The sequence below is a fragment of the Flavobacterium sp. JLP genome, assembly GCF_015350755.1.
Lineage (GTDB): Bacteria > Bacteroidota > Bacteroidia > Flavobacteriales > Flavobacteriaceae > Flavobacterium.
This window is the reverse complement of sequence record NZ_JADKPS010000001.1, coordinates 728257-747550: the sequence shown is the minus strand read 5'-3', so window position 1 is coordinate 747550 and position 19294 is coordinate 728257. Positions and strand designations below refer to the sequence as shown.

Here is a 19294-nt window from a genome sequence, read left to right as displayed (position 1 = left end):
TCCAAAACAAATTATAAGAAGTAAATATGAATCAGGAAAATCAACTTCAGAACAGAATTACAGTAATTGACAAAGAAGTTACATGGGACAAAACCCAGGTAATCATGAGCAAAACAAATGCTTTTGGTATTATCGAATATGCCAATGAAGTTTTTGTAGATGTTTCAGGTTATGAAGATTATGAGCTGATGGGACAGCCACACAATATTATTCGCCATCCCGATATGCCAAAAGTTATCTTTAAAGTGCTTTGGGAAAACCTGAAACAAGGAAAAAACTTCCATGCAATTGTGAAAAACCTTGCCAAATCAGGCCGATATTACTGGGTAATTACTGATTTTGAAATTGCGAAAGATGAAAATGGCGCGATTGTAAATTATTTTGGAAGAAGACAATCAGTACCGCAAGAAGTTGTTGCGGTGCATATTGAGCCTTTGTATAAAAAGTTACTTCAAATTGAAGCAGCAAGCGGTATAGAATTTAGTGAAAAATACTTGATAGGGTTTTTAGAAGAGAAAAAGAGATCTTATGTAGAGTATATTAAAGAGCTGATTTACGAACATGAAAAAGCACAGTCTAAATTCGCGCATTACGAAGAGCAAGAAGATGAAGAAGAGGAAGAAAGAGGTTTTTTTAAAAGATTATTTAATAGGTAGATAAATTGTTTTTTTTTAGGTTTTGAATATTTGCATAAATCCGTTTTGAGTTTTCAAGGCGGATTTTTTATTGAGTTACGGTTTATTTTTTGTGAAGAATGAGAAAACTAAAATACTTATCTTTGATAAAAATTACAAAATGCCAAGAATTCTATCCATAGATTACGGACAAAAACGCACCGGAATTGCCGTTACAGACGAAATGCAAATTATTGCATCGGGCTTAACTACTATTCCTACGAATACTTTAATCGACTTTTTAAAAGATTATTTCGCAAAAGAAAAAGTAGAAGTTGTATTGATTGGTGAACCCAAACAAATGAATGGTCAGCCATCAGAAAGTGCACCGATAATTAAAGGTTTTGTAACGCACTTTTCTAATATTTTTCCAGATATGAAAGTAGTTCGTGTTGATGAGCGCTTTACCTCAAAAATGGCTTTTCAAACGATGATCGACAGCGGATTGAGTAAGAAACAGCGACAAAATAAAGGATTGATAGATGAAATTTCAGCCACAATTATGCTTCAAGATTATCTTTCGTCTAAAAGATTTTAAAAACTGCTTAAATTCTTATGCCATTTTATTTTTTATAATTTTCTAACTTTTATCATGTAAATTTTAGTTTTTTTTTGCAATTATATAAAGTACCTTTGCACTTTAAATAAAATACTGTTATGCCTGACGAAACCATACGTTCAAATAGTGAAGTAGTACTCATTGGAGCTGGAATTATGAGTGCCACTCTTGGAGTAATTTTGAAAGAATTACAACCTGATATTAAAATTGAAATTTACGAAAGATTAGATGTTGCTGCGGCCGAAAGCTCTGATGCTTGGAATAACGCTGGAACAGGACATTCTGCTTTTTGTGAATTAAATTATACTCCAGAGAAGGCAGATGGAAGTATTGATCCTAAAAAAGCAATAAGTATAGCAGAGTCTTTTGAGATTTCTCGCCAGTTCTGGTCGTACTTAGTGGAACAAAATAAAGTTCCATCTCCCGATAATTTTATTAAAAGTGTTCCTCATATGAGTTTTGTATGGGGTGATAAAAATGTAGCATATCTTAAAAAGAGATTTGAAGCTTTGCAAAGCAATCCTATTTTTTCTCAAATGGAATTCAGTACTGATTTTGAGCAATTAAAAAAATGGATGCCGCTTGTTATGGAACGCAGAGAAGCTAACGAAAAATTAGCTGCAACGCACATGGAAATTGGTACCGATGTTAATTTCGGGGCTCTAACCAGAAGCATGTTTAATTATTTAGAAAAACTTGACGGCGTATCTTTGTACTTTAATCATGAAGTACAGAAATTAAAACAGCGTGATGATAAATCATGGAGAATTAAAATCACAGATATCGCTACTGGTAAAACACGAAAAGCCTATACTAAATTTGTTTTTATAGGTGCAGGCGGAGGTTCATTGCCTTTATTAGAAAAAGCAAATGTTCCTGAAGGAAATGGTTATGGCGGTTTCCCAGTAAGCGGGCAATGGCTAAAATGTACCAATCCAGAGGTTATTGCAAAACATCAGGCAAAAGTTTACGGAAAAGCAAGCGTTGGAGCGCCTCCAATGTCTGTTCCTCATATTGATACGCGTGTAATTGACGGTGAAAAAGCACTTCTTTTTGGCCCATTTGCAGGATTTTCAACTCGTTTCTTAAAAAATGGCTCTTATTTAGATTTACCATTATCTATAAAAGCAAACAATTTAATTCCGATGTTATCAGCGGGATTTCATAATATTCCATTAACGAAATATTTAATTGAGCAGGTGCGCCAGTCTCCAAAAGATAGAATGACTGCACTTCGTGAATATTTGCCGACAGCACGTTCTAAAGATTGGAAATTAGAAAGAGCAGGACAACGTGTTCAGGTTATTAAAAAAGATGAAAAAGAAGGTGGCGTTTTGGAATTTGGAACGGAAGTAATTAATACACATGATGGAACTTTAGCAGTTCTTTTAGGAGCTTCTCCAGGAGCATCGACTGCTGTTGCAATTATGATTGACTTAATCAGCAGATGTTTTGCCAATCAAATTAAAACACCAGAATGGGAAGAAAAAATGAAGAATATGATTCCTTCTTATGGTCAGACTTTAAATGATAAACCAGAGCTTTTGGTAGAACTTAGAAAACATACTTCTGACGTTTTAAAACTAAGTAATTAAGCTTAAATCTTATATAAAAACAATAAATCCAGATGAATTAATCTGGATTTACTGTTTTTAGTTCTTTTGTAATTTTCAAAATCTTTTCGGCTAGATTGCTCATCCAGATCAATTGCTCAATCACCATTTGGGCTTCCTGCATTTTAGCTTGTCGTGTTTCTTTATCAAGTTCATCATCTTCTACCAAACGAGTGAAATTTTTGCGTTTGAGCTCTTCAAATTGCAGTGTAACATCTTCTTTTTCAAAAAAAGTATCTTTTATTATTGTTTCATTTTTTAAAATTGAAATCGACTGATCTAAGTTTGATAAAATGGTTTTTATGATATAATTGAATGATTCTGAGGCTGATGTAGTTTGGTGAGACTGAATATACGTAGACAAAGAAGCCAGTGCAGAAAGCAAAGAATGATTTAAAACTACCAATTTGTTGACCAAAGGCAGTGTTTTTTGTTTTGATTTTGGTTCCTGCATCATCCTTTGAAATGAAGTCATGAAATTGCCAATTTCAACAAAAGCATGTTTTCGAGCTAATCGATATGAGGTTGGAACTCCTCCTTTTTTATTATAAAAATCAGCTATTTCTTTTAAGTAATTTCTATTGGCACGAATCGAATTTTCAATATGAATAGGTGTATTTATAAATTCCCAAGCCGGCCATAAAAATTGATTTGCCAAGAAAGCTAAAATTGCTCCAGCAAGCGAATCTAGAATTCTAAACTGAATTACTTCAACAACATTTGGCGTTAAAATTCCGTAGATAAATACAACATACATCGTTACAAAAGTTGCACTGATTTTGTAATTAATTTGTGTAAACGAAATTCCAAGAAGCATGCAAACAATAGAAAAAATGCTTAGCGCTACGTGATTCTGAACAAGCGATACAATTCCGAACGCTAATAAACCTCCCAGAATAGTTCCGAAAATTCGGTTGTAGGATCGTTCTTTTGTTAGACCGTAGCCCGGTCGCATAATTACGACAATGGTTAGTAAAATCCAATAAACGTTTTGAAATGGAAGTATTTTTCCAACAATAAAACCAATCAGAATCGTAATGGTCAATCGCAAAGAATGCCTGAAAATAGAAGATGAAAAGCTTAAGTTTTCAGTCAAGGTTCGCAACGGATAATATTGTGGAGTCAGGAATTTTTCAAGTTCTTTGTCTTTATCTTTTAATTTATAAGACTGCATCGCCAATGAAAAAGCTCGCTGAATAATTTTGATTTTACCAACTTGGTTTTTAGCGTATTTCAGCATATTAGTCAACATCAAAACACCTTCTGAGGCTTCTTCTTTGCCTAAAGTTTTTTCGTAATCAAAAATGGCAAATTCAAGTGCATCCAATTCGTTTTTTAAATCATTTTTGTCTACATAAACGGCAATATGGTGTACATTTTTAGACAATTTTTTTAAAGTCGATGCCAGTTTATACGCCACGTTTTGATACGTTCGAAGAACTTCCGGATGCTTAGCAAATTTTTGATGCAGTTTGCTGTGATCAAATGAGGTATATAGTGCCAGTTCTTGAATTTCAACTAGCGTAATAAAAACCAATAACATTTTTCGGTTTTGAGTAGTAGTTCCAGAAGCATTTTGATTGCCAATCAGCATTTTTCTTAAATCTTCATGAATCAAATTCAATTCGACCTGAATGGCTAATTGTTTTTCAATTATGTTTTGGCGATTGGCTTCTGGACTCCATAAATCGCCTCTTAATTTTAAGTATTTTGCAGTTAACTTAATCCCTTCGGCAATTTGTAATTCAACATATTTATAAGGCTGTATAAAGTGAAAAACCAGAGACACGATAAGGTATAAGATTCCTCCAATAAAGATAAAGCCAGAATATTCAAAAGCTTCTAATCCAGTATGAAGATGCCCAAATGATAATGAAATTGATAATAAGGCAGAGAACGAAACCAGAGTTGCACGCTGACCATAAACTGAAATCATAGAACATAAAAACAATAAAAAACCTAAAAAAGGATAAAATAACAAAGGATACGGATAGGCAAAATTCACAAGTAAATTGACTCCTGAAACTATAAATGAAGCTACTATAAGTCCTTTTATTTTATGACTCAGCGAACTCGGTATATCACTGGGGTAAGTATAAAATGCACCAAGAGCAATTGTAAAACCAATTTCAAAATGCCCTAAAAAGTTCAAAATCAGCACTGGTACGACAGAAGCAATGGTTACTTTTGAGGCGTTTAGAAAAGAAGTGCTGTTGGTAAATTTTGAGATGCGATCAAACATATATTGAGGTTTACTAACAAAGGTAAGAATTGTACGAATTAATTTGGCATAATTATAGATGAGATTTTAACAGACAATCAAAAAATAAGATATTATATCCTGTTTAGAATTATTCATTGACTATTTTTTACTATTTTTGCCAGCTGAATTATGAGAAATAATTTCAGGGTTTTTCAGTAGATAATACATAAATTAATACAAATGATTTTACCAATTGTAGGATATGGTGATCCGGTTTTAAGAAAAGTAGGTGAGGCGATTACGCCAGATTATCCAAACTTAAAAGAAACAATAGCAAACATGTATGAAACCATGTACAACGCTTATGGTGTTGGACTTGCTGCACCGCAGGTAGGTATGGCAATTCGTTTGTTTGTTATCGATACGACTCCTTTTAGTGATGATGAAGATTTACCTTCAAATGAGCAGAAAGATTTAAAAGGTTTCAAAAAAACTTTTATAAATGCTAAGATTGTTAAAGAAGAAGGTGAGGAGTGGAGTTTTAATGAAGGCTGCTTGAGTATTCCAGACGTTCGTGAAGATGTGTATAGAAAGCCAACCGTTACGATTGAATATTGTGAAGAAGATTTTGTAATGAAAACTGAAGTTTTTGATGGTTTGATTGCAAGAGTTATTCAACACGAATACGATCATATCGAAGGCGTTTTATTTACAGATAAAATATCTTCTCTGAAAAAACGTTTGATTCAAAAGAAATTAAAAAATATTACAGAAGGCAAAACTTTTCAGGAGTACAGAATGAAATTTGCTGCCGCTAAAAAAGGAAGGTAAATTGTTCTAAATAAATAGAACAGAATAAAACATAAAAAAGAAATTCTTAATACTAATTTTAATAAACATGAATTTAGATAAAATTTTAGCCATTTCTGGGAAACCAGGTTTATATGTATTGAAAGTGCAGACTCGTACAGGTTTCGTGGCAGAATCATTAACAGACGGAAAAAAAATTACAGTAAACTTAAAAAGCAATGTAAGTTTATTGTCAGAGATTTCAATTTACACGTACGAAGGAGAAAAACCATTGACTGAAGTAATGCAAAAAATTGCGGCTAAAGAAAACAAAGGTCAAGCTCTTTCGCACAAAGAAGATAACGCAAAATTAAGTGCTTATTTTAAAGAAATTTTACCTGAATATGATGAAGAAAGAGTTTATCCTTCAGATATTAAAAAAGTATTAAACTGGTATAATACACTTCAATCTAAAGGTTTAGTTACTGATTTAGCTCCGGCTCCGGCAGAAACTCCAGAAGAAGCTCCAGTTGCTGAAGAAAAACCAAAAAAAGCGCCAGCAGCTAAAAAAGCAAAAGCTAAAAAAGAAGAATAGTATTCTGCTGTCTTTAAATATATAATCCTGTTAAGATGTTTTCTTGACAGGATTTTTTACTTTTACATTATTCGATTACAATTAAAAAACTTCATAAAAAATGAGCAAAGAACTCCAGCTTAAAGCCTTCGAAAGATTATTAATTATTATGGATGAATTGCGTGAACAATGTCCGTGGGATAAAAAACAGACTTTGCAAACCTTAAGACATCTCACGATTGAAGAAACGTATGAGTTGGGTGATGCTATTTTAGATAATGATTTGAGTGAAGTTAAAAAAGAACTTGGAGATTTATTACTTCACATCGTTTTTTACGCAAAAATTGGTTCGGAAACTAATGATTTTGATATAGCAGATGTCTGTAACGAAATTTGCGATAAACTAATTCATCGTCATCCACATATTTACAGTGATACGGTTGTTAAAGATGAAGAAGAAGTAAAACAAAATTGGGAAAAACTCAAACTCAAAGAAGGTAAAAAATCAGTTTTGGAAGGAGTGCCTAAAAGTTTGCCGGCTCTGGTAAAGGCTAGCCGAATTCAAGACAAAGTAAAAGGCGTAGGTTTTGATTGGGAAGAACCGCACCAAGTTTGGGATAAAGTACAGGAAGAACTCGAAGAACTGCAAGTTGAAGTAAAATCTGGTGATCAAGATAAAATTGAAGCTGAATTTGGAGATGTATTATTCTCAATGATCAATTATGCCCGTTTTTTAAATGTAAATCCAGAAGATGCTTTAGAGAGAACCAATAAAAAATTCATTAAACGCTTTCAGTATTTAGAAAGCAAAGCTGGCGAATTAGGAAAACCTTTGGCAGATATGACTTTAGCCGAAATGGATGTATTTTGGAATGAAGCTAAAAAACTTTAATCAGCAGCCAGTTTTTTCAGTGCTTTTACGTTTTTAAGTATAATTTTTTTTCCAGATAATTCAATTAGTTCCAGTTTATTAAAATCAGAAAGTAAACGGATACAGCTTTCTGTTGCTGTTCCTATTATGCCTGCAAGTTCTTCTCTTGACAATTGAACTTTTAAGGTTTGGTCTTCGTTTTCACCAAAAGCTTCATGTAAGTGTAATAAAGTTTCGGCTAAACGTTGTTTTACAGTTTTCTGAACTAATGCAATTTTATCGTTTTCAGATTCTTTTAAATCTTCACAAACAGACTGCATCAAATTCATCGAGAACTGATTGTTGTTATTAAAAAAATGAATAATTTCTGATTTTGGAATAAAACATACCTCCATATCAGCCACTGCTTTGGCTGATAAATTTGCAGGTTCATTACTGATCATAGAACGCTGTCCTAAAAGCTCTCCAGATTTTACCAATTTTACAATTTGATCTTTTCCGTTTGCGCTTAATTTAGAAAGTTTTCCAATACCGTCTTTTACGCAAAAAACACCATTTGTAACTTCGCCTTCTTCAAAAATGGCCTCGCCTTTTTTAATTTTATAAGTAGTTTTACTATTAGCCAATTTTACAACTTCCTCTTTATTAAGGGCTTTTAAGGAAGAAAGCTGACGTACGATACATTGATCACATTTATTCATGGCGAAATAATTTACAGCAAAATTAACTATTCTTATCATTTATACGCATTATATCTCTTAAAAAAGATATAAAAAATTTGGTGGATTAATTTGTCTATTGTTTGCAATAGATTTGATTCATTTATGATATGATAAATGTCATATTATTGTCGCTTCATATTTTGAATCTTTGTTTTATTAAAAAGAAACAAATTATGAGTGAGCAAAGTTGTTTTCATTGCGGACTTACCATTCCTAAAAATGAATTGATCAATTTTGATGAAAAAAAGTTTTGCTGCAATGGCTGTAAAACTGTTTATGAAATTTTTAGTCTTCATGATTTAACTCGTTACTATGATTTTGAAAAATCACCAGGTGCTACTCCGCAAGATATTAAGGGGAAATATGACTTTTTAGATAATGAAGCCATATTGTCAAAAGTATTAGATTTTCAGGAAGGTAATACTGCTATTGTTTCCTTAAATATTCCTTATATTCACTGTAGTTCCTGTATTTGGATTCTAGAGAATCTCAGTCGCATTCAATCTGGAATTAGTGTATCACAAGTTAATTTTCCAGAAAAAAAAGTTCGAATCACCTTCAATTCTGATGTAGTTTCACTTAAATCAATAGTTTATCTTTTAAGTTCAATAGGTTATGAACCCTATATTAGTTTAGAAAACTACGAAACAGGAAAAAATAATGTAGACAGAAGTTTAACATATAAACTTGGTGTGGCTTTCTTTTGTTTTGGAAATATCATGTTGCTTTCTTTTCCAGAATATTTCGAAATAAAAGAATTTTGGCTAGATAATTACAAACCATTTTTTAGAGTTTTAATTTTTATTTTGGCTTTGCCAAGTTTTTTATATTCTGCAAGCGGTTATTATGTTTCGGCTTATAAAAGCATAAAATCGAAAATGCTGAATATTGACATTCCAATTGCGCTGGGAATCATTGTTATGTTTATAAGAAGTACTTTTGATATTGTAATGAATTACGGATCAGGTTTTTTTGATAGTTTAACAGGTTTGGTTTTCTTTATGCTGCTAGGTAAAATGTTTCAAATTAAAACCTATAGCTTTTTAAGTTTTGAAAGAGATTTTAAATCTTATTTTCCTATTGCTGTTACAAGAATTAACTCGGATGCATCCGAAGAAAGTGTTCCTATTTATGATGTTTTAAAGGGAAATCGACTTTTAATAAGAAACCAAGAATTGATTCCTGTTGATGGTATTTTAATCAGTGAAAAAGCTGAAATTGATTATAGTTTCGTAACCGGTGAAGCAGACCCAATTACAAAAAAGTCTGGAGACAAAGTTTTTGCAGGAGGAAAGCAAATAGGAAAAATAGTTGAAATGGAAGTTTTGAATTCTGTTTCACAAAGCTATCTGACACAGTTATGGAGCAATGAAATTTTTCAGAAAAAAGTATTACAAAAACACAAAACCATTACCGATAAAATTAGCCGTTATTTTACGCCTTTGTTATTAATAATAGCTTTTGCAGGTTTTGGCTATTGGATTTTTATTGATGCTAATACGGCCTTTAATGTTTTTACAGCCGTACTAATTGTTGCTTGCCCTTGTGCACTCGCCCTGACAGCACCTTTTACTTTCGGGAATATTTTAAGAATTATGGGCAAGCAGAAAATGTATCTTAAAAACGCTTTGGTCATAGAACAATTGGCTAAAGTCGATACCATAGTTTTTGATAAAACCGGCACCATTACAACTAATAAAAAATCAAATATTACATACGACGGAAATAGTTTTTCCGATGAAGAGGCTATTCTCATAAAGAATGTACTGCGCGCTTCAAACCATCCTTTAAGCCGAATGTTATATGACTTTCTTCCCGAATCAAAAAGAATCATAATTGATCATTTTGAAGAAATAACCGGAAAGGGAATTCTGGCTTCTGTTAAAAATAAAACCATTAAAATAGGTTCTGCCACATTTGTTGAAAGCTCATATTTAGAGTCTTCAGAAATCGAAAAAACAGCGCTTCATATTAAAATTGATGGTGTTTATTTTGGACAGTTTAATTTTCAAAATCAATATCGTGAAGGTCTAGAAAAATTATTTTTAACACTCAGTAAAAAGTATCATATAAAAGTACTTTCTGGAGACAACGATGGCGAAAGAGCTAATCTAAAAGCTATTTTGCCTGAAAATACTGAGTTGATTTTTAATCAGAAACCAGAACAAAAACTGGATTTTATTAAAAAACTGCAGGAAAAAGGACAAAATGTAATGATGGTTGGCGATGGTTTGAATGATGCTGGAGCATTGGCCCAAAGTAATGTTGGAATTTCGATTTCAGAAAATGTCAATGTTTTTTCTCCTGCTTGCGATGCAATTTTAGATGCAGGTGAGTTTTCACGTTTAGATTACTTTTTAAAACTGTCTCATCAATCGATTATGATAATCAAAATGAGTTTTGTTTTATCGCTTCTTTATAATATTGTGGGATTGTCTTTCGCCATTACAGGAAACCTGCTTCCTTTAGTAGCTGCTATCATCATGCCTCTAAGTACAATTACAATTGTAAGCTTTGTTACTTTCATGTCTAACTACTTCAGCAGTAAAAAATTGAAGTCGTTTTAATGCTTTTAAAATTAATTTGAATAAGTCCGGTGACTATGATAATTATCATATTTTAAACGTTGTTTGACCCTTACTTTTGTTAACATAAATTTAAGGTATGAGTGTAATTTATCTATTAATTTCAGTTAGTATTTTCGTAGCAATCGGCTTTTTCATTGCCTTTATAGTGGCTGTCAAATCTGGACAGTACGACGATGATTATACGCCTTCAGTCAGAATACTTTTTGACGACGAAACCAAAATTACTTCTCACAATAACCTTTCACCAACCGAAGAAAAACAAGTATAATTATGGAAATGGAACAGTTTTATTACGACAACAAAATTGTAAAAAAATTCATTTACGCCACTATTCTTTTTGGAGTAGTAGGTATGTTAGTAGGTCTGACCTTGGCGGTTATGTACCTTTTTCCCAACATGACAGATGGTATTTCGTGGCTTAGCTACGGACGTCTACGACCTTTGCATACCAATGCTGTTATTTTTGCCTTTGTCGGAAATGCCTTTTTTGCAGGTATGTATTATTCCTTGCAGCGCTTGCTGAAAGCGAGAATGTTCAGCGATTTTTTAAGCAATGTGCACTTTTGGGGATGGCAGCTGATCATTGTTGCTGCTGCTATAACATTGCCTTTGGGTTACACCTCTTCAAAAGAGTATGCAGAGTTAGAATGGCCTATCGATATTGCCATAGCCTTAATCTGGGTAGTAATGGGGATCAATATGATTGGTACAATGCTGCGACGTAGAGAGCGTCACTTATATGTTGCTATTTGGTTTTATTTAGCGACTTTTGTTACAGTTGCCGTTTTGCATATTTTCAACAATATTGAGTTGCCAGTTTCAGCCCTAAAAAGCTATTCTGTTTATGCTGGTGTTCAAGATGCGTTAGTGCAATGGTGGTATGGTCATAATGCAGTTGCATTTTTCTTAACCACTCCATTTCTTGGGCTGATGTATTATTTTGTTCCCAAAGTAGCAAACCGTCCTATCTATTCTTATAGATTGTCAATTATTCACTTTTGGTCTTTAATCTTTATTTACATCTGGGCTGGACCGCACCATTTATTATATTCGGCTCTGCCAAATTGGGCTCAAAATTTGGGTGTTGCATTTTCTGTAATGCTTATTGCGCCATCTTGGGGAGGAATGATAAACGGACTTTTAACTTTAAGAGGTGCTTGGGATAAAGTGCGTGAAGAACCTGTTTTGAAATTCTTCGTGGTAGCAATCACGGGTTACGGAATGGCGACTTTTGAGGGTCCAATGCTTTCTTTAAAAAATGTAAATGCTATTGCGCATTATACAGATTGGATTATTGCACACGTTCACGTAGGTGCTTTAGCCTGGAACGGATTTATGTCTTTTGGTATCATTTATTGGTTAATTCCGCGAATGACAAAAAGTACTTTATTTTCAAAGAAATTAGCCAATTTCCATTTCTGGATTGGTACTTTAGGAATCATTTTATACGCTTTGCCAATGTATGTTGCTGGTTTTCAACAAGCTTCAATGTGGAAACAGTTTAATCCTGATGGCACTTTGACTTACGGAAACTTTCTTGAAACAGTTACTGCAATTATGCCATTATATTGGATGAGAGCGATCGGAGGAACTTTATATCTCATCGGAATGTTGACTTTGGTTTATAACATTATCATGACTGTAAGAGCAGGAAATGTTATCGAAGATGAATTGGCTCAAGCTCCAGCATTGCAAAGAATCAGCAAAAACAGACTAAATGGAGAAAAATTCCATTCATGGCTAGAAAGAAAACCAATTCAGTTGACGATTTTAGCGACGATTGCAATTTTAATAGGTGGTATTATTCAAATTGTACCCACAATTATGGTAAAATCCAATATTCCGACAATTTCAAGCGTAAAACCTTATACACCTTTAGAACTTGAAGGACGTGATTTATATATAAGAGAAGGCTGTGTGGGCTGTCATTCACAATCAGTTCGTCCGTTTAGAAGCGAAGTTGAACGTTACGGACCACAATCTAAAGCAGGAGAATTTGTTTATGATCATCCTTTTTTATGGGGATCAAAACGAACAGGTCCTGATTTATTAAGGGTAGGAGGAAAATACAATAACAACTGGCATTTTAATCACTTTTGGAGTCCGCAAAGTATTTCTGCAGGTTCAATTATGCCGGGCTATAAATGGCTGTTTGACAACGAACCAATGGATATTTCATTGACTCAAAAGAAAATGCAGGCTATGGTTACACTTGGTGTTCCGTATAGCAAAGAAGAAGTTGCAAATGCTCAAAAATTATTAAGAACTCAAGCTATTTCTATCGAAAAAAGCTTAGAAAACGACCCTGATTTTGTAAAAAGTTATGAGGAAAGCAAGAAAAAAGCAGCAGCAAAAGGAGAGAAATTTGTTCCTATGAATGAAAGAGAAATTGTGGCTTTAATTGCCTATGTGCAGAGATTAGGAACTGATATTAAAGTAAAAGATACTTCTAAAAAATAACGTCATGTTTGAACAGATAAAACACAATATGGAGAACATATCGGGTATAGAAATTTACCCGATAATCTCTCTTTTGATTTTCTTTTTCTTTTTTGTAGGCTTAGCCTTTTGGGTGTTTTCTTATAAAAAAGATAAGATCAAAGAAATGAGTGAAATTCCTTTGAATGAAGGGTTTAGTATAATTTCAAAAGATATTTAATATGAAAAAATTTTTCCCAGTATATGTAAGAGTTCCAATCATATTCTTCATTGTTTTTGCTTTGATGGAATATTTTATAGATTCAGGCGACAGGCCAGCTTTTATTAAATATCCAATGGTTTCAGTCTTTTTGTTTGTTTTCTTGTTTATTATAATTGCTATTGAAATCACAATGAGCGCGGTTAATCGCGTAATGTATCAATTGATGTCACCTGAAGAAAAAGCAAAACTGGAGTATGAAAGCAGTTTAAGTTTGAAAGAAAGCACTTGGTATAAAAACGTAATGCACAAACTTACTAAAACGCAGCCAATTGAAAAAGAGGGTGATCTTTTGATGGATCATGATTATGACGGAATTAAAGAGCTGGACAACAATCTTCCGCCTTGGTGGGTCTATTTATTCTATATCTGTATTGTCTTTGGAGTACTATATTTCGCCCGTTATGAAATTTTTGGTGGAGATGATCAGGAAATGGAGCTTAAAAAAGAAATGGCACAAGCAAAAATTGATGTTGAAGAATATTTAAAAACTGCTCCAGATTTAATGGATGAAAAAACAGTGGTTTTATTGACAGATAAACCCAGTTTAGCCGCTGGAAAAGAAATTTTTACAACAAATTGCGCGGCTTGTCACAGAGCCGATGCCGGAGGACAAATTGGACCAAACCTAACAGATGATCGCTGGATTTTAGGAGGCGGAATTAAAAATATTTTTCATACAATAACCAATGGTGGGCGTGATGGAAAAGGAATGGTTTCTTGGAAAACAAATGGGTTGAAACCAAAAGAAATCCAGAAAGTAGCAAGTTATATTTTGTCTTTACAGGGAAGCAAACCTAAAGATCCGAAAGAACCAGAAGGAGAAGTTTGGGTTGATGAAAGTGCGCCTAAAAAGGATGTCGCTGCGAGTAAATCGAAAGATAGCACAGAAGTTAAAAAATAAAAATCCATGTCAAATTTATCAGACGAAGCTTTTAGAGACACCATCGCAACTATTGATGAAGGCGGTAATCGAAAATTTATTTTCCCGAAAAAGCCGTCTGGTAAGTTTTATAATTATCGAAAAATAGTAAGTTACGTTCTACTGGCTATTTTGATTGCAAATCCTTTTATAAAAGTAAATGGCAATCAATTTATGATGTTCAATGTTATGGAACGTCGGTTTAATATTTTTGGTTTTCCTTTTTGGCCTCAAGATTTCTATCTGTTTGTAATATCAATGCTTGTTGGCGTTGTGTTTGTTATTTTATTTACGGTTGTTTTTGGAAGAATTTTTTGTGGATGGATTTGTCCGCAGACTATTTTTTTAGAAATGGTTTTCCGTCGTATAGAATATTGGATTGACGGAGATCGAGGCGCTCAACTGCGATTATCGAGACAAGAATGGAATGCAGAAAAAATAAGAAAGAGACTCATCAAATGGGCAATATTTTTCTTGATTTCTTTTGGAATCGCAAATGTATTTCTTGCTTATTTAGTTGGAAGTGACACTTTGTTTTTAATGATAGAGGAAGGACCAATCACGCAGTCGAGTAATTTTGTTGCACTTCTAATTTTTACGGCAGTTTTTTATTTTGTATTTGTTTGGTTTCGAGAACAAGTCTGCATTATTGCTTGTCCGTACGGCAGATTGCAAGGCGTACTTTTAGATGATAAATCTATAAACGTAGCTTATGATTTTGTTCGTGGGGAAAAGGAAGAAGGGCGCGCCAAGTTTAACAAAAAAGAGGATAGAGCAATAACAGGGAAAGGAGATTGTATCGATTGCCATCAATGCGTGCACGTTTGCCCAATGGGAATTGACATTCGAAACGGCACTCAGTTAGAATGCACCAATTGTACTGCTTGTATAGATGAATGTGACAGCATAATGGAAACTGTTGGTTTGCCCAAAGGACTAATTCGTTATGCATCTGAAGATGAAATTGCAAAAAAAGAGCCTTTTAAATTCACTATAAGAATGAAAGGCTACACTGCAGTTTTATTGATTCTATTAAGTGTTTTCGTCGGGATATTATTTTTAAGAACTAATGTTCAGGCCATTATTTTAAGATTGCCAGGACAGTTATATGAACATAAAGGAGATAAAATTAGTAATATCTATACGTACAAAATTGTCAATAAAACCGTAAAAGATTATACAGACATTCATTTTGAACTAATAGGACAGAAAGGCGAGATTAAAAACGTTGGAAAAGAGCATTTTAAAATACAAAAAGAAGGCATTTCGCAAGGAACCTTATTTATACAAATAGAGGAAGCTCTTTTACAAAGCGATAAAACCAAAGTTAAAATTGGCGTTTACAACGGTAAAGATTTACTCGAAACTACCACCACAAATTTTTTAGGACCACGAAGTTTTAATTAAAAATCTACAAATATGAAAATAAATTGGGGAACCGGAATTGTCATTGCTTTTGCATTGTTTATGTCTTTTATTTTGTTTTTTGTTTTTGAAGTTCAGTCTAACAGCAAATACGATAATGATTTGGTTGTAGAAGAATATTACAAACACGATTCGCATTTTCAAGAAGAAATGGCACGCGTTCAAAATGCGCATGATTTACAGCAAAAGCCTTCCATTACATATAATGAAGAAGGGGTTAAAGTTGTTTTTCCTGCTTCTTTTGAAAATGATAAAATAAAAGGAAATGTTTTACTGTATCGTCCTTCAAACAAAAAATTTGATTTTAATACTCCAATTTCGTTGAAGAATGCAACTTTATTGATACCAAAAAACAAATTGGTTAAAGGACGCTGGGATGTCAATATCGAATGGGAGTACAACGGCAAAAAATATTTAACTAAACAAGTAATTTACGTAAATTGATAAAAAAATGCTTTATTCTGCCATAATATTAGGTTTAATCAGTAGTTTTCACTGCATTGGAATGTGCGGACCAATTGCTATGATGTTGCCTGTAGATCACCATAATGAAGCAAAAAAGATCGCACAGCTTATTACATATCATTTAGGAAGATTATCTGCCTATGCGACAATTGGGCTGATTTTTGGATTATTAGGAAGAGGTTTTTTCTTGGCTGGATTACAGCAAAAAATGTCTATTATTATAGGCATTGCCATGATAATTGCTGTTCTGCTTCCTGAAAAATTATTTTCAAGATATAATTTTTCAAAACCAGTTTATAACGTGATTTCAAAAATAAAGTCAAGTCTGGGAAATCAGTTTAAAAACAAAAGTTATAAATCTCTCTTTACAATTGGGCTGTTAAATGGATTTCTGCCTTGCGGTCTTGTGTATGTTGCTTTGTTTGGCGCAATCGCCATGCAGAGTGCAAGTTTTGGAGTTTTATATATGCTCTTATTCGGATTAGGAACTATTCCTTTGATGACGATCGTAGTATACATTCACTCATTAATAAAATTATCTTTTCGGAATAAAATTCAAAAGGCAATTCCTTATGTTGCAGTAATAATTGGTGTTTTATTTATCCTTAGAGGCTTAGGTTTAGGAATTCCTTACATATCGCCATCAAATATGAGTTTGTTCGTTCAAGGAACTCCTAATTGCCATTAAACTGTCATTGAAAACAAATTTGTTTCTGGCGATTTTCTTTTAAGATGCAAATCAAAAGCCATGCAAATATTGCGGACAAAAGGTTTTCCAGCTTCTGTGATTTTAATTTTATTTTCTTCAATGACAATTAATTTATCTTTTTCTATTTCTTTTAAATCTTCTAAAACATTTGAAATATCTTTAAAATAAAGACTTTCATCTGTCCAGGAAGTTTCAAACTCACAGGTTAAATTCAGAATGTGTTTTCTTATAATTAAATCCTCGTCGGTTAAAACATGCCCTTTTACAATTGGCAGTTTATCCCATTCTAGTAATTGATAATAATCTTCTAGGTTTTTAGTATTTTGAGCAAAACTGTACCAGCTGTCGCTTATTGATGAAACACCCAATCCAATCATAAGTTGTGTTTTTGAAGCACTGTAACCCATGAAATTTCTATGAAGCTCTTTGTTTTCTGTGGCTTTAAACAAACTGTCAGATTCTAAGGCAAAATGATCCATTCCAATTTCGTGATAACCGTTTTTAGAAAGAAGCTGTTTTCCAATTTCGTACAACTTTCTTTTTTCAGCATCTTTTGGAAGGTTTTCTTCATTGAATCCACGTTGTCCATTTCCCTTGATCCACGGTACGTGCGCGTAGCTGTAAAATGCCAAACGATCTGGTTTTAAGGAATTGGTTTTCTCAACAGTATCGACAACATCTTCAATTGTTTGAAAAGGTAATCCAAATATAATATCGTGACCAATAGAAGTATAACCAATTTCTTTTGCCCAAAAAGTGACTTTTGCAACGTTATGAAAAGGCTGAATGCGGTGAATGGCTTTCTGCACTTTTTCAGCATAATCCTGAACGCCAAAACTCACTCGGCGAAAGCCTAATTCATATAATTTTTTAAGCTGTTCGTAAGTGGTATTATTGGGATGGCCTTCAAAACTAAATTCATATTTTTCAGCTTTGTTTGCAAAGCAAAAAATACCGTTGATAAGATGCTCTAAATTATTTTTTGAGAAGAAAGTGGGGGTGCCGCCGCCTAAATGAATTTCTTTAATAACTGGCTTTTCTGGGAGTAACTTACAATACAGGCTCCATTCTTTTATAAGTGCTTTTATATAATTCTCTTCGACCGAATGGTTCTTAGTAATACGTTTGTTGCAGCCACAAAAAGTACACATGCTTTCGCAGAAGGGCAAATGAATGTATAAACTGATTCCGTTTTGAGAATTGCTTTCTGAAAATGCTTTCTGAAAAGAAGCGATCCACTTTTGTTCTGAAAAATCATTTTCATTCCAGTAAGGAACTGTTGGATAACTGGTATATCTCGGACCGGGGACATTGTATTTTTGAGTGAGAGAAATTTTCATAAAAACGGATTTTGTATCCATCAAAATTACCTCATCATTAAAAGATTTAAAATGATAAATATCATATTAGAACATAAAAAAAGAGACTCAAAAACGAGCCTCTTTTACTGAATTAAATAACTAACGTGAAATAGAATCTTGGATGATTTTAAGCCATTTTTTTGCAAACATATGATCTTGGTACGCGCTTATTTGTTTAATACGGTCATCATCAAAATCATAGAATGGAATTGTAATTTTTCTTGGAGTTTCTTTATCCTGAAATTCAAAATCGATTTTAAGAATTGTATCTGAATTGCCATCTGTTGTTAAAACTAATTTGCAGGAAGAAACACTTTTTAAATCTAAAAACGTCGATTCTTGCTGATTTGGATTGAAATTCATCAAAATAAATCTTCGGTGTTTTTGATCTATAGTAAGCGTTTTATTGCTTTGAGATTCAGTCAAATCAAAACCTTGCGGATTTGTTGGATTGAATTTCTTTTTAATATTTAAAATTTTTGATTTGTTTGCAGCGCTCGATCGTGCTGCGAAATATACAGGAATGGCTATTATGACCGCAATCACAATACCAATTATGGTTACACTTGTTTCCATGTTTTTTGATTTGATAAATAAATAAAATAGTAACAGTTTCCAGAAAGAAACAGTTTAATTGCTTGAGAAGAAACGAATTCTTCGAACTACAACTTCATGTATTTAACTACCAAAAAAAATGAAAAGGGTAGAGCATTAATAAGACTTTCTTGCTCTGAGTAGAAAATTGGTTGGCAAAGTTTGATGCGACATTTACAACTTGATGTTGTGGAACAGCAATCAATAAAGAATCAAACCATTTAATTATAGCAGGATGGTTTGTTTTGATGTTGGCAACAAATTGATAACTTGCTTGTGGTTGTATAAAAGCTAATGAATCAGCAAGATCTTTAGAGAAATTAGTATCCGTTTTTTGGTTCTCAATTTCGCACACGACAGTATTGCTTTGTTGGGAAGCAAAAAAGGCCATGATCAAAAGTGATATAAAAATAACGGTTTTACGAATCCAATTCATGGACGCGAATTTAGTTCATAAAACACAATTAAAGAAATTTTAAAGTGCTAATTACTTCTTAAAAATACGTTTATTATTTATCCTCAACTTT

At 33.1% G+C, this 19294-nt stretch carries 19 protein-coding genes; 14 read left to right on the top strand and 5 right to left on the bottom strand.

Annotation, left to right across the window (positions count from 1 at the left end):
- Positions 1-26: 26 nt before the first annotated feature.
- The 3 genes from IRZ83_RS03360 (at position 27) to IRZ83_RS03350 (ending at position 2828) form a co-directional block, all read left to right on the top strand.
- Complete coding sequence (locus tag IRZ83_RS03360; protein WP_194566840.1) at positions 27-656, top strand: PAS domain-containing protein; 630 nt, start codon at positions 27-29, stop codon at positions 654-656.
- A 139-nt stretch (positions 657-795) separates the two neighbouring features.
- Positions 796-1212 (top strand): Holliday junction resolvase RuvX, encoded by a 417-nt coding sequence (gene ruvX / locus IRZ83_RS03355; protein WP_029269277.1) that lies wholly within the window; start codon positions 796-798, stop codon positions 1210-1212.
- Between the two features lie 119 nt (positions 1213-1331).
- Complete coding sequence (locus IRZ83_RS03350) at positions 1332-2828, top strand: malate:quinone oxidoreductase (protein WP_194566838.1); 1497 nt, start codon at positions 1332-1334, stop codon at positions 2826-2828.
- 37 nt (positions 2829-2865) lie between these two features.
- Here the strand turns inward: IRZ83_RS03350 and IRZ83_RS03345 are convergent, their stop codons facing one another.
- Positions 2866-5088: an FUSC family protein gene (locus tag IRZ83_RS03345; RefSeq protein ID WP_194566836.1), complete on the bottom strand. Its 2223-nt coding sequence runs from the start codon at positions 5086-5088 to the stop codon at positions 2866-2868.
- A gap of 201 nt (positions 5089-5289) precedes the next feature.
- On the opposite strand from IRZ83_RS03345, the gene def reads away from it, so the two are divergent.
- The 3 genes from def (at position 5290) to mazG (ending at position 7304) form a co-directional block, all read left to right on the top strand.
- Positions 5290-5880, top strand: coding sequence for a peptide deformylase (gene def / locus IRZ83_RS03340; RefSeq protein ID WP_194566834.1), 591 nt, complete (start codon positions 5290-5292; stop codon positions 5878-5880).
- A gap of 67 nt (positions 5881-5947) precedes the next feature.
- Positions 5948-6433 (top strand): DUF5606 domain-containing protein, encoded by a 486-nt coding sequence (locus IRZ83_RS03335; protein ID WP_194566832.1) that lies wholly within the window; start codon positions 5948-5950, stop codon positions 6431-6433.
- Positions 6434-6533: 100 nt separating this feature from the next.
- Positions 6534-7304, top strand: coding sequence for a nucleoside triphosphate pyrophosphohydrolase (gene mazG / locus IRZ83_RS03330; RefSeq protein ID WP_194566830.1), 771 nt, complete (start codon positions 6534-6536; stop codon positions 7302-7304).
- On the opposite strand, the gene IRZ83_RS03325 is transcribed toward mazG, so the two are convergent.
- Entirely contained in the window at positions 7301-7984 is a 684-nt protein-coding gene (locus IRZ83_RS03325; protein WP_029269288.1) for a Crp/Fnr family transcriptional regulator, read from the bottom strand. The genes mazG and IRZ83_RS03325 overlap by 4 nt on opposite strands.
- Positions 7985-8178: 194 nt before the next feature.
- Between IRZ83_RS03325 and IRZ83_RS03320 the strand changes: the two genes are divergently transcribed.
- From IRZ83_RS03320 to IRZ83_RS03285, 8 genes are all read left to right on the top strand, one after another.
- The gene (locus tag IRZ83_RS03320) at positions 8179-10572 is read left to right on the top strand and encodes a heavy metal translocating P-type ATPase (RefSeq protein ID WP_194566828.1); all 2394 of its coding nucleotides are present in this window, start codon (positions 8179-8181) and stop codon (positions 10570-10572) included.
- 97 nt (positions 10573-10669) lie between these two features.
- The gene (ccoS, locus tag IRZ83_RS03315; RefSeq protein ID WP_194566827.1) at positions 10670-10861 is read left to right on the top strand and encodes a cbb3-type cytochrome oxidase assembly protein CcoS; all 192 of its coding nucleotides are present in this window, start codon (positions 10670-10672) and stop codon (positions 10859-10861) included.
- A 2-nt stretch (positions 10862-10863) separates the two neighbouring features.
- A complete protein-coding gene (ccoN, locus tag IRZ83_RS03310) occupies positions 10864-13053 on the top strand; it encodes a cytochrome-c oxidase, cbb3-type subunit I (RefSeq protein WP_194566826.1) in 2190 nt (729 codons plus the stop codon).
- A 4-nt stretch (positions 13054-13057) separates the two neighbouring features.
- On the top strand, positions 13058-13252 hold the full coding sequence (locus IRZ83_RS03305; RefSeq protein WP_029269296.1) for a cytochrome c oxidase subunit IV: 195 nt from the start codon (positions 13058-13060) through the stop codon (positions 13250-13252).
- 1 nt (position 13253) lies between these two features.
- Positions 13254-14195 (top strand): cbb3-type cytochrome c oxidase N-terminal domain-containing protein, encoded by a 942-nt coding sequence (locus tag IRZ83_RS03300; protein WP_194566825.1) that lies wholly within the window; start codon positions 13254-13256, stop codon positions 14193-14195.
- Positions 14196-14201: 6 nt separating this feature from the next.
- On the top strand, positions 14202-15620 hold the full coding sequence (gene ccoG, locus IRZ83_RS03295; RefSeq protein WP_194566824.1) for a cytochrome c oxidase accessory protein CcoG: 1419 nt from the start codon (positions 14202-14204) through the stop codon (positions 15618-15620).
- A 12-nt stretch (positions 15621-15632) separates the two neighbouring features.
- Positions 15633-16082, top strand: a complete 450-nt coding sequence (locus IRZ83_RS03290; protein ID WP_194566823.1) for a FixH family protein — start codon at positions 15633-15635, stop codon at positions 16080-16082.
- A gap of 7 nt (positions 16083-16089) precedes the next feature.
- A complete protein-coding gene (locus tag IRZ83_RS03285) occupies positions 16090-16791 on the top strand; it encodes a sulfite exporter TauE/SafE family protein (RefSeq protein WP_194566822.1) in 702 nt (233 codons plus the stop codon).
- Here the strand turns inward: IRZ83_RS03285 and hemN are convergent.
- The 3 genes from hemN to IRZ83_RS03270 form a co-directional block, all read right to left on the bottom strand.
- On the bottom strand, positions 16788-18152 hold the full coding sequence (gene hemN / locus IRZ83_RS03280) for an oxygen-independent coproporphyrinogen III oxidase (RefSeq protein ID WP_194566820.1): 1365 nt from the start codon (positions 18150-18152) through the stop codon (positions 16788-16790). The two genes, IRZ83_RS03285 and hemN, sit on opposite strands and share 4 nt — an antisense overlap.
- 120 nt (positions 18153-18272) lie before the next feature.
- Positions 18273-18749 (bottom strand): hypothetical protein, encoded by a 477-nt coding sequence (locus tag IRZ83_RS03275; RefSeq protein ID WP_194566818.1) that lies wholly within the window; start codon positions 18747-18749, stop codon positions 18273-18275.
- A gap of 106 nt (positions 18750-18855) precedes the next feature.
- A complete protein-coding gene (locus tag IRZ83_RS03270; protein ID WP_194566816.1) occupies positions 18856-19203 on the bottom strand; it encodes a hypothetical protein in 348 nt (115 codons plus the stop codon).
- Positions 19204-19294 lie beyond the last annotated feature (91 nt).